Consider the following 15537-nt stretch of genomic DNA (forward strand, 5'->3'; position numbering starts at 1 on the left):
AGCCTATCTGCCGATCGGCATACACAGTTAACCCCGGTTGGCCGATGGCGAGCCGTGGCGGGGAGGGCAAAGTGGCACTCACTGAATCCCTGAACAGATCCCCGTAGGAGAGTAGCGATGAAAATGAAATTGACCGCCCTGGCCCTGTTGCTGGCTGTGAGTGCGCCGATGGTCCACGCCGCCGCCGAGCCTTCCGGCTACACCTATCGCATGGTGGCCGAGACCCCAAGCAACGTGAACGACAAGGAGATCGCCAGTCTGTTCGACCGCTGGAACAAGGCCCTGAAGACCGGCAGCTCGCAGACTGTGGTGTCGCTCTATGCACCGGACGCAGTTCTGCAGCCGACCGTTTCGAACAAGGTCCGGGCAACGCCTGCGGAGATCAAGGACTACTTCGATCACTTCCTGGCGCTCAAGCCGGCCGGTGAGATCAACTACCGGGAAATCCGCCGCCTGGGTCCGGATGCAGCGGTGGACAGTGGTGTCTACACGTTCACCCTGACCGCCGCTGACGGCAAGAAGAGCACAGTCCAGGCGCGCTATACCTTTCTGTACCACCGCGTCGGCAACGAGTGGAAGATTCTCAACCACCATTCCTCGGCGATGCCGGAAGTACAGCCCGAGTATCAGGTCAGCCGCTGATCTGTTATCCGCCAGGCGGAAAACAAAAAATCCGGAGCCAGTGCTCCGGATTTTTTTGCCTGTCTGAACCGCTCGCTCTCAGGCTTCGGCCTGTGCGCCATTGACCTTGCGGCAATGAATCAGCGCATCGCGAATCATGAAGTTGACCAGCGTCGGCGACACACCCAGTTCCTTGGCAATGTCCTTTTGCGGCACGCCGTGCAGGCGGTACATCTCGAATGCATAGCGAGTGCGGGGCGGCAGCTCGGTCAGGGCATCGGCAATTTTCTCCAGGCTGGAGAAGTTGATGTGCGAGATTTCCGGCGAGGCACCTTGAATCACCACGTTCAGCCCCTCGGCCTCCGGGCCGGTGTATTTCTGTTCGAGCGCCTGTTTGCGGTAATGATCGATGGCCAGGTTGCGCACGATCTGAAACAGGTAACTGAGCTGGGCCTTGAAGGTCAGCGTGGCCTGAGGTGCCGAGCGCAGTCTGAAAAAGGCATCCTGCACGACGTCTTCGGCGCGCGAGCGACAACCCACGATGCGGGCCGCAATCTTGACCAGCAGCAAGTAGTTATCGACGAAGGCCTGGAGTAAGGGTGAGTCGCACTTACTTGTGATTACGTGTTCCGTCATGGAATTCACCTTGCTGCTTCAACAATGGAGGGGAGGGCCGCATGGAGGGGCAGCACCGTCACATGGGGCGACAAATTAGCCTTAATGATAATTATTGTCAAATGCGAAATCCAATCAGTGCACTTTAAAAGGGCGCTTTCATCGTGCCTGTTCTCGCTGCGTGCATCCGCCTAATTATTTGCAGACGCCATCCGTTCTCATTGGTGACAGGCCCGACCACGGTTGCGGCCAGGGAATACCTCAGGAGAACCCCATGCGTTCCGATCACGCGCATCGCCGCCTTTACATCCGCGCCCACAGACAGGCGGTTTCGATATGAGCACGCCGGTGAGCCTGACGCTGTTCTGTCTGCCTTATTCCGGGGCCAGCGCGATGTTCTACAGCCCTTGGCGGCGCAAATTGCCGGAGTGGCTGAACGTGCGCCCGCTGGAGCTTCCCGGTCGTGGCATGCGCATGGACGAGCCCTTGCAGATCGACATCGTGCAACTGGCCAATCATCTGGCCGACGAAATCAGCGCCGAGCTGGACAAGCCCTATGCGTTGTTTGGCCACAGTCTGGGCGGGCTGCTGGCCTTTGAGCTGGCGCACGCCTTGCGCGAGCGCGGTCTGCCCGCACCGCTGGCGCTGTTCGCATCAGCGACTGCCGGTCCGGTGCGCCGCGATGTCAGCGAATACGTCGCCGCCAAGACCGATGCGCAACTGATCGACCGGCTGCGCACGCTCAAGGGCACCAGCGAAAACGTCATCGCCAATCAGGAACTCATGCAGTTGATGCTGCCGATCCTGCGCGCCGATTTTCTGCTCTGCGGCAGCTTTGTGTACGGCAGGCGCGAGCCGCTCAGCGTGCCGATCCATGTATTTGGCGGCAAACAGGACAACATCAGCGTCGAGGAACTGCTCGACTGGCAGGAAGAGACCCGCACCGGATTCTCTCTGGACATGTTCGAGGGCCATCACTTTTATCTGGTCGACGAGCAAGCACAGCTGCTCCGTCTGCTGCGGCGCTATTGCGAACAGCACCTGGCCCGCTGGCGCAACAGCACCTCACGGCAAATGAACCGGGCCGCCGGTTGACCCTGTTTGCCTCGCGCGCGGCCTTTGCAGGGCGCGCGTCTTTTTTGAAATTCAGATTTTATCTGGCACGCCGAATCTAGCAGGAACCCCATCATGGATGCGTTTGAACTCCCCGACACTCTGGCTCAGGCTCTTCAGCGTCGCGCCTTGCACAGGCCGGATCGGCTGGCGCTGCGTTTTCTCACCGATGAGAAAGACCAGGGCCTGGTGTTGACCTACCGTGATCTGGACCTGCGCGCGCGGACCATCGCTGCTGCGTTGCAACGTCAGGCCGTGCCGGGGGATCGGGCGATTCTGCTGTTCCATAGCGGGCCGGACTATGTCGCGGCGTTCTTCGGCTGCCTGTATGCCGGGGTCATTGCCGTGCCGGCTTATCCGCCGGAATCCAACCGTCGCCATCACCAGGAGCGCCTGCTGTCGATCATCGCCGATGCCGAGCCGCGTCTGCTGCTGACCGGTTCCGATTTGCAGCCGGCCTTGCTGCAGATGGACGAGTTGACCGCCGCCGATGCGCCGCCACTGCTCTGTGTCGACACGTTGCCTGCTGCCCCGGCACGAGACTGGCAGGGCCCGCAGTTGCAGGCCGACGACATCGCATTCCTGCAATACACCTCGGGCTCGACTGCGCTGCCCAAGGGCGTGCAGGTCACGCATGGCAATCTGGTCGCCAACGAGTTACTGATCCGCCACGGCTTCGGCATCGACCTCAACCCGGACGACGTGATTGTCAGCTGGCTGCCGCTGTACCACGACATGGGCCTGATCGGCGGCTTGTTGCAACCGATTTTCAGCGGTGTCCCGTGCATCCTGATGGCCCCCGCGTACTTCCTTGCCCGGCCATTGCGCTGGCTGGAAGCCATCAGTGAATACGGCGGCACCATCAGCGGTGGGCCTGACTTTGCCTACCAGCTGTGCAGCGCACGGGTCAGCGAGTCAGCGCTGGAGCGTCTGGACCTGAGTCGCTGGCGCGTGGCGTATTCGGGCTCCGAGCCGATTCGCGAAGACAGCTTGAGGGCATTTGCCGAGAAATTCGCCAGTTGCGGCTTCACGCCTGACAGCTTCATGGCGTCCTACGGCCTGGCCGAAGCGACGCTGTACGTGGCCGGTGGCAAGCGCGGCAAGGGTATTCCATCGTTGCGCCTGAATGCGCAGGCGCTGGCGCGCAACGTCGTAGAACCGGGCGACGGTCAGCCGGTCATGAGCTGCGGCACAGGCCAGCCAGGGCATGGCGTACTGATTGCCGACCCGGCCAGCCTGCAGGTGCTCGACGAAAATCAGGTTGGCGAAGTCTGGGCCAGCGGGCCGAGCATCGCCCACGGCTATTGGCGCAACCCTGAGGCCACCGCCAAGGCATTCGTGCAGCATGCCGGGCAGACCTGGCTGCGCACCGGCGACCTGGGTTTTCAGCGTCACGGCGAGCTGTACATCACCGGTCGCTTGAAGGACATGCTGATTGTTCGTGGCCATAACCTATACCCGCAGGATATCGAAAAGCTCATCGAGAGTGAGGTGGATGTCGTGCGCAAAGGCCGTGTGGCGGCGTTTGCCGTCACTCAGGACGGTAACGAAGGCATCGGCATTGCTGCTGAAATCAGTCGCAGCGTGCAGAAAACCCTCACGCCCGAAGCGTTGATTAAAATCATCCGGCAGACCGTGGCCGAGGCGTTTCAGGAAGCGCCGAGTGTCGTGGTGCTGCTCAATCCGGGCGCGCTGCCCAAGACCTCCAGCGGCAAATTGCAACGCTCGGCCTGCCGCACGCGTCTGGCCGACGGCAGCCTGGACAGCTACGCGGTGTTCCCCGCGAGCGATACCACTCTTTCAGGCTGTGCCCCAAGCCGCGGCTCGGACCTGCAAGCGCAGATTGCCACAGTCTGGTGCGAGCAGTTGCAGTGTGAGCAGGTCAGTGCCGACGACCATTTCTTCCTGCTGGGCGGCAACTCGATTATCGCGACTCAGGTGGTGGCCCGCCTGCGCGAAACGCTGGGGATCGACCTGAACCTGCGACTGCTCTTTGAAGCGCCGACGCTGGCGGCCTTCGCGGCGCAGGTCGAAGCGCTGCAGGTCGCCGCCTTGCAAGGCGACAGCCAGACGCAGAGCGCCATCGCCCGATTGCCCGGCAACGAGCATATTCCACAGTCCATGGCCCAGAACCGCCTGTGGTTCCTCTGGCAGCTCGATCCGCACAGCAGCGCCTACAACATTCCCGGTGGGCTTCACTTGCGCGGTGAACTCGACAGCACTGCATTGCGCACCAGCTTCCAACGCCTGATCGAGCGTCATGAATCGCTGCGTACGCGCTTCTACGAACAGGGCGGTGTGGCCCTGCAACGTATCGACGCGCCCAGTGAATTCCACCTCGACACCCTCGATATCAGCGATCTGCCCAGCACCGAGCGTCAGGCACGGGCCGTGGAAATTCGCGAACAGCAGGCGCGTCTGCCGTTTGATCTGCAACATGGTCCATTGCTGCGCGTCACGTTGTTGCAACTGGACGAAGAAGAGCATCAATTGCTGGTCACGCTGCACCACATCATTGCCGATGGCTGGTCGCTGAATGTGCTGATCGACGAGTTCTCGCGCCTTTATGCCTCGGCCGTTCAGGGCCAGACCCTGGAGCTGACACCGTTACCGCTACGTTATGCCGATTACGGCCAATGGCAGCGCGAATGGCTGGCGAACGGCGAGGCCGAGCGTCAGTTGGCTTACTGGCAGCAGCAACTGGGTGATGAACAACCGGTCCTGACGCTGAACACCGACCATCCGCGTTCGGCCCGTCAGCAGCACAGCGCTTCGCGCTACAGCCTGCGCTTGACTGCCGAACTGAGCACCGCCGTGCGCAACACCGCGCAAGCCTGGCAGTCGACGTCGTTCATGTTCCTGCTGGCAGGGTTCCAGACCCTGTTGCATCGTTACAGCGGGCAAGCCGACATTCGTATCGGTGTGCCCGGCGCCAATCGGCCACGCCATGAAACCCAGGGCCTGATCGGCTTCTTCATCAACACCCTGGTGCTGCGCGCAGAGCTGGACCCGCGTCTGCCATTCTCGACCCTGCTGGCTCAGACCCGGCAGGCGGCGCTTGAAGCCCAGGCCCATCAGGACGTGCCGTTCGAGCAACTGGTCGAAGCGTTTCCGCAGGCGCGCGAGCACGGTCTGTTTCAAGTCATGTTCAACCATCAGCAACGCGACCTCGGCGCACTGCGTCGTTTGCCGGGGCTGCTGGCCGAAGAGCTGCCGTGGCACAGCCGCGAGGCCAAGTTCGATCTGCAACTGCACAGCGAGGAGGACCGCAATGGTCGCCTGACGCTGTCTTTCGATTACGCTGACGAACTGTTCGAGCACGACACCATCGTCGCCATGGCTCGGCACTATGTACGGCTGCTGGCGCAGGTCAGCCAGCAGGCACAGCTCGCGCTGGGTGATGTGCAACTGCTCAGCGCCGAGGAGCAGGAGCAACAGGCGCAATGGAGCGCCGCGCCTTGCGCAGCGGCCACGTTGTGGTTGCCTGATCTGCTGGACCGCCAGGCGCGGCAGACCCCGGAACGTATTGCGCTGGTGTGGGAGGGTGGCAGCCTCGACTTCACCGGCCTGCACACGCAGGCCAACCGCCTGGCGCATTACCTGCGCGACAAGGGCGTTGGTCCGGACATCAAGGTGGCGATCGCCGCCGAGCGTTCGCCGCAGCTGTTGATCGGGCTGCTGGCGATCCTCAAGGCGGGCGGGGCGTACGTGCCGCTGGACCCGGACTATCCGATGGATCGACTCGCCTACATGCTCCAGGACAGCGGGGTCGAACTGCTGTTGACCCAGAGCCATCTGCTGGGCGACCTGCCGAGCGCCGAAGGCGTGTGCACGGTCGCGATGGATAGGCTGCACCTGGACAATTGGCCGGTCAGCGCGCCGCGTCTGAACCTGCACGGCGACAACCTGGCGTACGTGATTTATACCTCCGGCTCGACCGGTCAGCCCAAAGGCGTCGGCAACACCCATGCGGCACTGGCCGAACGCCTGCAATGGATGCAGGACACCTACGCGCTGGATGAAAGCGACGTGCTGATGCAGAAGGCACCGATCAGCTTCGACGTCTCGGTGTGGGAGTGCTTCTGGCCACTGATCACCGGCTGCCGTCTGCTGCTGGCAGGCCCTGGTGAACACCGCGACCCGCAGCGCATCGCGCAGCTGATCAACGCGTATTCGGTCACCACGCTGCACTTCGTGCCGCCGCTGCTGCAACTGTTCATCGATGAGCCGCTGGCGCAACAGTGCAGCAGCCTGCGTCGGCTGTTCTCTGGCGGCGAAGCATTGCCCGGCGAGCTGCGCAACCGGGTGCTGGAGCAACTGCCCGGCGTACAGTTGCACAACCGCTATGGCCCGACTGAAACCGCGATCAACGTCACCCACTGGCAGTGCCGGATCAGCGACGGCCTGCGTTCGCCGATCGGCCGTCCGCTGGGCAATGTGCTGTGCCGGGTGCTGGACAGCGAACTGAATCCGCTGCCACGCGGGGTGGCCGGTGAGTTGTGCATCGGCGGCATCGGTCTGGCGCGCGGTTATCTGAAGCGTCCCGGGCTGACCGCCGAGCGCTTTGTCGCCGATCCGCTGGGGCAAGTGGGTGAGCGCCTGTACCGCACAGGGGACCTGGTACGCTGGGGCACTGATGGCGCGCTGGAATACCTTGGCCGTCTGGATCAGCAGGTCAAACTGCGCGGTTTTCGCGTCGAACCACAAGAGATCGAAGCCCGCCTGCTGGCCCAGCCAGGCGTAGGCCAGGCAGCCGTGCTGCTGCGCGAAACCGTTGCCGGGCCGCAACTGATCGGTTACTACACCGCCGAAGCAGGGCAGAGCGTCGAGGCCGAGCGGATCAAGTCGGCGCTGGCCCTGGAACTGCCGGATTACATGGTCCCGGCGCAGCTGGTGCGTCTCGACAGCATGCCCCTGAGCCCGAGCGGCAAGCTGGATCGCCGCGCCTTGCCCGAGCCGCAATGGCAGACCCGCGAGCACGTAGAGCCGCAGACCGATCTGCAAAAACAGATCGCCGCTGTCTGGCGACAGGTGCTGGGTGTGCCGCGTGTCGGCCTGCGCGATGATTTCTTCGAACTGGGCGGGCACTCGTTATTGGCCACGCAGATCATTTCCCGCGTGCGGCAGGCGTGCGACATCGACCTGCCGTTGCGGGCGCTGTTCGAAGCCAGCGAGCTGGGCGCGTTTGCCGAACAGGTTGAGTGCATTCAGCAGTCAGGCGCACGCAGCAGCCTGCAGCCGATTGCCCGTGTCGACCGCAGCCAGCCGGTGCCGCTGTCCTATTCCCAGCAGCGCATGTGGTTCCTCTGGCAAATGGAGCCGGACAGCCCGGCCTACAACGTCGGCGGCATGGCGCGCCTGAAAGGCGTGCTGAACATCGAGTGTTTCGAGGCAGCGCTGCAAGCCTTGATTCTGCGCCACGAAACCCTGCGCACCACGTTCCCGAGCGTCAACGGCGTAGCGTGCCAGAAGGTCAGCGAGCAGTCCGGCCTGTGCGTGCAATGGCAGGACTACTCGGCATTGCCCGCCGAGCTTCGTCAGCAGCGCATTCAGGCGCTGGCCGACAGTGAGGCGCACCAGCCCTTCGATCTGGAAACCGGACCGTTGCTGCGCGCGTGTCTGGTCAAGTCGAGCGACCTTGAGCATTACTTCGTCCTGACCCTGCACCACATCGTCACCGAAGGCTGGGCGATGGACATTTTCGCCCGCGAACTGGGACAGCTTTACGAGGCCTTCCTCGAAGGACGACCTTCGCCGCTGGAACCGCTGGCAGTGCACTACCTGGATTACAGCGTCTGGCAACGGCAGTGGATGGAAGCCGGTGAACGCCAGCGCCAGCTCGATTACTGGACCGCACAGCTGGGCAACGAGCACCCATTACTGGAGCTGCCTGCGGACCGGCCGCGTCCGCCGGTGCAAAGCCATCAGGGCGAACTGTATCGCTTCGACCTGAACGCCGACCTGGCCGCAAAAGTTCGTGCATTCAATGCCCGCAATGGCCTGACCCTGTTCATGACCATGACCGCCACCCTGGCGGTATTGCTCTACCGCTACAGCGGCCAGAACGACCTGCGCATCGGCGCACCGGTGGCCAACCGCATCCGTCCGGAAAGCGAAGGGCTGATCGGCGCGTTCCTCAATACCCAGGTGCTGCGCGTGCAGCTTGACGGGCAGATGAGCGTCGCCCAGTTGTTCGAACAGGTTCGCCACACGGTGATCGAAGGCCAGTCACATCAGGACCTGCCGTTCGATCATCTGGTCGAAGCCCTGCAACCGCCACGCAGCGCCGCCTACAACCCGCTGTTTCAGGTGATGTGCAACGTGCAGCGCTGGGAATTCCAGCAGAGTCGCGAACTGGCGGGCATGACCGTCGAGTACCTGGTCAACGATGCGCGGGCCACCAAGTTCGACCTCAATCTGGAAGTCACCGAGCTGGATCACCGACTGGGTTGCTGCCTGACCTACAGCACCGATCTGTTCGACGAACCGCGCATCGCGCAGATGGCCGAGCACTGGCTGAACCTGCTGCAGGCGCTGCTCGCTGATCCACAACAACGCCTGAGTGAATTGCCGCTGCTGCAGGACACAGAGCGTCAGCAACTGCTCGACAGCCTCGGCGTCGAAGCGGGTGAGCAGCGGCTCGACCAGTGCATTCATAGCCTGTTCGCCGAACAGGCACAACGGCGTGCAGACGCGCCGGCGCTGACCTTCGCCGGGCAAACCCTCAGTTACGCCGAGCTGGACGCCAAGGCCAACCAATTGGCCTGGATGCTCCGCGAGCGCGGCGTCGGCCCGCAGGTTCGCGTCGGTCTGGCGCTGCCTCGCTCGCTGGACATGGTCGTCGGCCTGCTGGCGATCATCAAGGCTGGCGGTGCCTACGTGCCGCTCGACCCGGAATACCCGCTGGAACGCCTGCACTACATGATCGAAGACAGCGGAGTCGGGCTGCTGCTGAGCGATCGTGCCCTGTTTGCCGCATTGGGTGAGTTGCCTGAGGGTGTTGCCCGCTGGTGCCTGGAAGATGATCAGCCATTGCTGGCGTCCTGCCCAACCTGTGAGCTGCCGTTCATCAACCTGCCGCAGCACCAGGCGTACCTGATCTACACCTCCGGATCGACCGGCAAACCCAAAGGCGTGGTGGTGTCCCACGGTGAAATCGCCATGCATTGCCAGGCGGTGATCCGGCGCTTCGACATGCGCCCTGACGACTGCGAGCTGCATTTCTACTCGATTAATTTCGATGCTGCCACCGAGCGCCTGCTGGTGCCCTTGCTCTGCGGCGCGCGCGTGGTGCTGCGTGCTCAGGGGCAGTGGGACGCCGAAGAAATCTGCACGCTGATTCGCCAGCAGCAGGTCAATATTCTCGGCTTCACGCCCAGCTATGGCAGCCAGTTGGCGCAGTGGCTGGCAACCCAGGGCCAGACCCTGCCGGTGCGCATGTGCATTACCGGCGGCGAAGCGCTGACCGGCGAACACCTGCAACGTATCCGTGCAGTGTTCCAGCCCGAGCTGTTGTTCAATGCTTATGGCCCGACCGAAACCGTGGTCATGCCGTTGGCCAGCCTGGCCCCGCAGCAACTGGAGGAGGGCGAGGCCAGCGTGCCGATCGGTCGCGTGGTCGGCGCAAGGGTGGCGTACATTCTCGACGCCGATCTGGCGCTGGTGCCCCAGGGCGCGAGCGGTGAGCTGTACATCGGCGGAGCGGGCCTGGCGCAGGGCTATCACCAGCGCCCCGGCATGACTGCCGAACGCTTCGTGGCCGATCCATTCGCCAGCAACGGCGGGCGTCTGTACCGAACCGGCGATCTGGTGCGCCAGCGCGCCGACGGTTTGGTGGAATACCTGGGGCGTATCGACCATCAGGTGAAGATTCGCGGCTTCCGCATCGAGCTGGGTGAAATCGAGACCCGTCTGCTGGAGCATGCAGCGATCCGCGAAGCCATCGTGCTGGCGCTGGACACACCGTCGGGCAAGCAGCTGGCGGGCTATCTGGTCAGCGACTTGGCCTGGCAGGGCGACGAGCAGCAGACGCAATTGCGTGAAGCGCTCAAATCGCACCTCAAGGCGCAACTGCCGGACTATATGGTGCCGACCCACCTGATCCTGCTCGACAGCATGCCGCTGACCGCCAACGGCAAACTCGACCGCCGTGCCTTGCCTGCACCAGACCCGGAACTCAATCGTCAACACTACGTAGCGCCCGCCAGTGAGCTGGAACAGCAGTTGGCGGCAATCTGGTGTGCGGTGCTGAACGTGGAAAAAGTCGGCCTCAACGACAACTTCTTTGAACTGGGCGGCGATTCGATCCTGTCGATTCAGGTGGTCAGCCGGGCGCGTCAGTCGGGCATTCATTTCAGCCCGCGTGATCTGTTCCAGCACCAGACCGTGCAGACCCTGGCTGCCGTGGCGACCACCCGCGAATTGATTCAGGCCGAGCAGGGCCAGCTTGACGGTGCTTGCGGCCTGACGCCGATTCAGCACTGGTTTTTCGACACGCCTATCCCCGAGCGTCAGCACTGGAACCAGTCGCTGCTGCTGGAGCCGCTCAGCGCCCTGGACCCGAACCTGCTGGAGCAGGCGTTGCGTGCGCTACTCGAACAACACGATGCCCTGCGCCTGAGTTTCACCGAGCACGAGGGTACGTGGCAGGCAGAACACCGCGCAGTGACCGCCGACACCCTGTTGATTCGGGCGCGGGTCACCGACATGGCCGAATGCGCAGCTCTGTACGCCGACACCCAGCGCAGTCTCGATCTGCAAGACGGTCCGCTGCTGCGCGCCTTGCTGGTCGATGGGCCGCAGGGCCGGCAACGGTTACTGATGGTCATTCATCACCTGGTGGTCGATGGCGTGTCGTGGCGTGTGCTGCTCGACGATCTGCAAAACGCTTATCGTCAACTGCGCGACGCGGCGTCTGTGCGCTTTACGGCGAAGACCAGCGCCTTCCGCGACTGGGCCGCGCGTCTGCAGGCCTATGCAGGCAATGAATCGTTACGTGAAGAACTGCAGCTGTGGCAGCGCCAGCTGGGCGGTCCTGCGACGACTCTGCCGTGCCATAACGCGCAGGGCGGTCAGCAGAATCTGCATGCGCAGACGGTCAGCGTGCGACTGGATGCCGAACGTACCCGGCAATTGCTGCAACAGGCGCCGAGTGCCTACCGAACCCAGGTCAACGACCTGCTGCTGACCGCGCTGGCCCAGGTGGTCTGCCGTTGGAGCGGGCAGCCGTCGACGCTGATCCAGCTTGAAGGTCACGGCCGTGAAAACCTGTTCGATGACATCGACCTGACCCGCACGGTGGGCTGGTTCACCAGCGCCTATCCGCTGCGCCTGACGCCAGCGCCGGCTGCCGATTCAGCACCGGGCGACTCGATCAAGGCGATCAAGGAGCAACTGCGTCAGGTGCCGCACAAGGGGCTGGGCTATGGCGTGCTGCGCTACCTGGCCGACAGTGCCAGCAAGGCTGCCATGCAGGCGCTGCCGGTGGCGCCGATCACCTTCAACTACCTCGGCCAGTTCGATCAGAGCTTCGCTGACGACGCGCTGTTCCGTCCGCTGGAAGAGTCGCCAGGCGCGGCCCACGACCCGCAGGCGCCGCTGCCCAACGAACTGAGCATCGACAGTCAGGTGTATGGCGGCGAGTTGTTGCTGCGCTGGACCTTCAGTGCCGAGCGCTATGAACCGGCTGCCATCGAAGCGCTGGCACAGGATTACCTGGCCTGCCTGCAGGCGCTGATTGCCAATTGCCTGGCCGATGGCAGCGGCGGCCTGACGCCGTCGGACTTCCCGCTGGCTGCTCTGGATCAGGCGCAGCTCGACGCGCTGCCGGTTCCGCCAAGCCACATCGAAGACGTCTACCCACTGACCCCGATGCAAGAGGGCATGCTGCTGCACACCCTGCTGGAACCGGGCACCGGCCTGTATTACATGCAGGACCGCTACCGCATCAACAGCGCGCTCGACCCAGAGCGTTTTGCCCAGGCCTGGCAGGCGGTGATCGCCCGTCATGAAGCGCTGCGCGCCTCGTTCTGCTGGGATATCGGCGAAGCCATGCTGCAGGTCATCCACAAGCCGGGCAGCACGCCAATCGATTATCTGGACTGGCGTGACGTGCCGGAGGACCAGCAGGAGCCGCGTCTGCAGGCCTTGCTCAAGTCCGAGCGCGAGGCCGGTTTCAATCTGCTTGATCAGCCGCCGTTCCACCTGCGCCTGATCCGCATCGATGAAGCGCGCTACTGGTTCATGATGAGTAACCACCACATCCTGATCGATGCCTGGTGCCGCTCGCTGCTGATGAACGATTTCTTCGACATCTACACTGCGCTGGGCGAAGGCCGCGATGCGCGACTGGCCCCCGCACCGCGCTATCGCGACTACATCGGCTGGTTGCAACGCCGAGGACTGACGCAGGCGCGTGACTGGTGGCGAGATAACCTGCGCGGCTTCGAGCAGCCTACGCCGATCCCCAGCGACCGGCCGTTCCTGCGTGAACATGCCGGCGACAGCGGTGGCATGGTGGTGGGCGACTGCTACACCCGTCTCGATGAACGCGACGGTGCACAGCTGCGCGAACTGGCGCAGCAGCATCAACTGACCGTCAACACCTTCGCCCAGGCGGCGTGGGCGCTGACCCTGCGGCGCATGAGCGGTGAGCGCGACGTGGTGTTCGGCGTTACCGTGGCCGGGCGGCCGGTGGAACTGCCGCAGATGCAGCGCACGGTCGGCTTGTTCATCAATACCGTCGCCCTGCGTGTCGGCATGCCGGCTGACGACCAGCGTTGCAGCGTTCGCCAGTGGCTCGGCCAGTTGCTGGACAGCAACATGCAACTGCGCGAGTACGAATACCTGCCGCTGGTGACCATTCAGGAAAACAGCGAGCTGCCCAAGGGCCAGCCACTGTTCGACAGCCTGTTCGTGTTCGAGAACGCGCCGGTCGAGGTCTCGGTGCTGGACCGTGCGCAAAGCCTGAATGCCACCTCGGATTCCGGTCGTACCCACACCAACTACCCGCTGACCGCAGTCTGCTATCCGGGCGATGACTTGGGTCTGCACCTGTCCTACGACCAGCGCTATTTCGACGAATCCACCGTGCAGAGGATTCTTGGTGAGTTCAAGCGCCTGCTGCTGGCGCTGGTCGAAGGCTTTCATGGCGACATGGCCGAACTGACGCTGGTCAGTGAGCAGGAACGCGCTTTCCTGATCGACGGTTGCAACCAGAGTGACCATGCTTACCCGCTGGATAAAAGCTATGTCGAGCTGTTCGAAGCGCAGGTCGCGGCGCATCCGGAGCGCATTGCGGTCAGTTGCCTAGAGCGCCAGCTCAGCTATGCCGAGCTGAATATCGCCAGCAACCGTCTGGGCCATGCCCTGATCGAGGCCGGTGTCGGGTTCGATCAGCCAGTTGCCTTGCTGGCCGAGCGCGGTGTTGAATTGCTCGGCATGATCATCGGCAGCTTCAAGGCCGGTGCCGGTTACCTGCCGCTGGACCCGGCACTGCCGAACTCGCGTCTGAGCGGCATCATCGGCCAGAGCGCCACACCGCTGCTGGTGTGCAGCGCTGAGTGCCTGGAACAGGGCAGGGCGCTGCTCGAAGCACTGCCTGAAGGGCGCCGACCGCAGTTGCGGGTCTGGGAAGACGTGCAGCAGAGCGATTCCGCGCAGCACGATCCTGGTCGCTACAGCGCGCCGGACAACCTCGCTTATGTAATCTTTACCTCAGGCTCCACCGGGCTGCCGAAGGGCGTGATGGTCGAGCAGCGCGGCATGCTCAATAACCAGTTGAGCAAGGTGCCTTACCTGAGCCTGAGCGACCGCGATGTGATCGCCCAGACCGCCTCGCAGAGTTTCGACATTTCGGTCTGGCAGTTCCTCGCCGCGCCGCTGTTCGGTGCTCGGGTGGACATCGTGCCGAACGACATCGCCCGCGATCCGCAGGCGCTGTTGGCGCATGTTCAGGCACAGCGCATCAGCGTGCTGGAAAGCGTGCCGTCGCTGATCAACGGCCTGCTCGCCGAACCGCAGGCAGCGCTCGACGGCCTGCGCTGGATGCTGCCGACCGGTGAAGCGATGCCGCCGGAACTGGCCAGCCAGTGGCTGCAACGTTACCCGCAGATCGGCCTGGTGAATGCCTATGGTCCGGCTGAATGCTCTGATGACGTGGCGTTCTTCCGGGTCGATGCGCAGTCCACTCGCAGCGCTTATCTGCCGATCGGTTCGCCGACCGACAATAATCGTCTGTACCTGCTCGATGATGCGCTGGACCTCGTGCCGCTGGGTGCGGTTGGTGAGCTATGTGTGGCCGGGGCCGGTGTCGGTCGTGGTTATGTCGCTGACCCTTCGCGCAGCGTACCGGTATTCGTACCGCATCCGTTCGGTGCGCCGGGCGAACGTCTGTACCGCACCGGTGACCTGGCGCGGCGCCGCAAGGACGGCGTGCTGGAGTACGTCGGCCGGGTTGATCATCAGGTGAAGATTCGTGGTTATCGCATCGAGCTGGGCGAAATCGAAACCCGTCTGCTGGAGCATCCCGCTATCCGTGAGTCAGTGGTGCTGGACGTCGACGGCCCATTGGGCAAGGTGCTGGCGGCCTACCTGGTGCCGCGCTCCGCGACGCAGGATCATGAGGCCCTGCGTGACGAGGTGAAAGGCCACCTCAAGGCCAGCCTGCCGGACTACATGGTGCCGACGCATCTGGTGCTACTGGAGGCCATGCCGCTGACCCCGAACGGCAAGCTGGACCGCAAGGCCCTGCCGGCGCCGGACGTCAGCCTGGCGCAGCAGGATTACCTGGCACCACAGACGGAAATGGAGCAGCAGCTGGCAACGATCTGGGCTGATGTGCTCAAGGTCGAGCGCGTGGGCATTACCGACAATTTCTTCGAGTTGGGCGGGCACTCGCTGCTCGCGACCCAGGTGGTGACCCGTGCGCAGAAGCGCTTGCAGCGTAACGTGCCGTTGCGGGCAATGTTCGAATTCAACACCGTTCAGGCGTTGGCGCAGCATCTGGAAAGCGTTGGAGGAGCACAGGTCGACGAGCAGAAATTCGACCGTCTGGCGGACTTGATGGCGGAACTGGAAGGGCTCTGATCAGCCTCTCGTCGGAGCGGCGGGGCTGCGGATAAAAAACTCGTTACCGGGTGTAAATCCGCAGCTCGCTGGCGCGTTTTCAAAGGACCGAACACACACCTG

4 protein-coding genes are annotated in these 15537 nt (G+C 63.3%); 3 read left to right on the forward strand and 1 reads right to left on the reverse strand.

Annotation, left to right across the window (positions count from 1 at the left end; genetic code table 11):
• Positions 1-117 precede the first annotated feature (117 nt).
• The gene (locus tag AO388_RS01285) at positions 118-642 is read left to right on the forward strand and encodes an SgcJ/EcaC family oxidoreductase (protein WP_003371658.1); all 525 of its coding nucleotides are present in this window, start codon (positions 118-120) and stop codon (positions 640-642) included.
• A gap of 78 nt (positions 643-720) precedes the next feature.
• On the opposite strand, the gene AO388_RS01290 is transcribed toward AO388_RS01285, so the two are convergent.
• The gene (locus tag AO388_RS01290) at positions 721-1257 is read right to left on the reverse strand and encodes an RNA polymerase factor sigma-70 (protein WP_003319375.1); all 537 of its coding nucleotides are present in this window, start codon (positions 1255-1257) and stop codon (positions 721-723) included.
• A 315-nt stretch (positions 1258-1572) separates the two neighbouring features.
• On the opposite strand from AO388_RS01290, the gene AO388_RS01295 reads away from it, so the two are divergent.
• Both AO388_RS01295 and AO388_RS01300 read left to right on the forward strand, forming a co-directional pair.
• On the forward strand, positions 1573-2331 hold the full coding sequence (locus tag AO388_RS01295) for a thioesterase II family protein (protein ID WP_058415950.1): 759 nt from the start codon (positions 1573-1575) through the stop codon (positions 2329-2331).
• 93 nt (positions 2332-2424) lie between these two features.
• Complete coding sequence (locus AO388_RS01300; protein WP_058415951.1) at positions 2425-15435, forward strand: non-ribosomal peptide synthetase; 13011 nt, start codon at positions 2425-2427, stop codon at positions 15433-15435.
• Positions 15436-15537 lie beyond the last annotated feature (102 nt).

The sequence above is a fragment of the Pseudomonas sp. ICMP 10191 genome (assembly GCF_001467335.1).
In the GTDB taxonomy this organism is placed as follows: domain Bacteria; phylum Pseudomonadota; class Gammaproteobacteria; order Pseudomonadales; family Pseudomonadaceae; genus Aquipseudomonas; species Aquipseudomonas cerasi.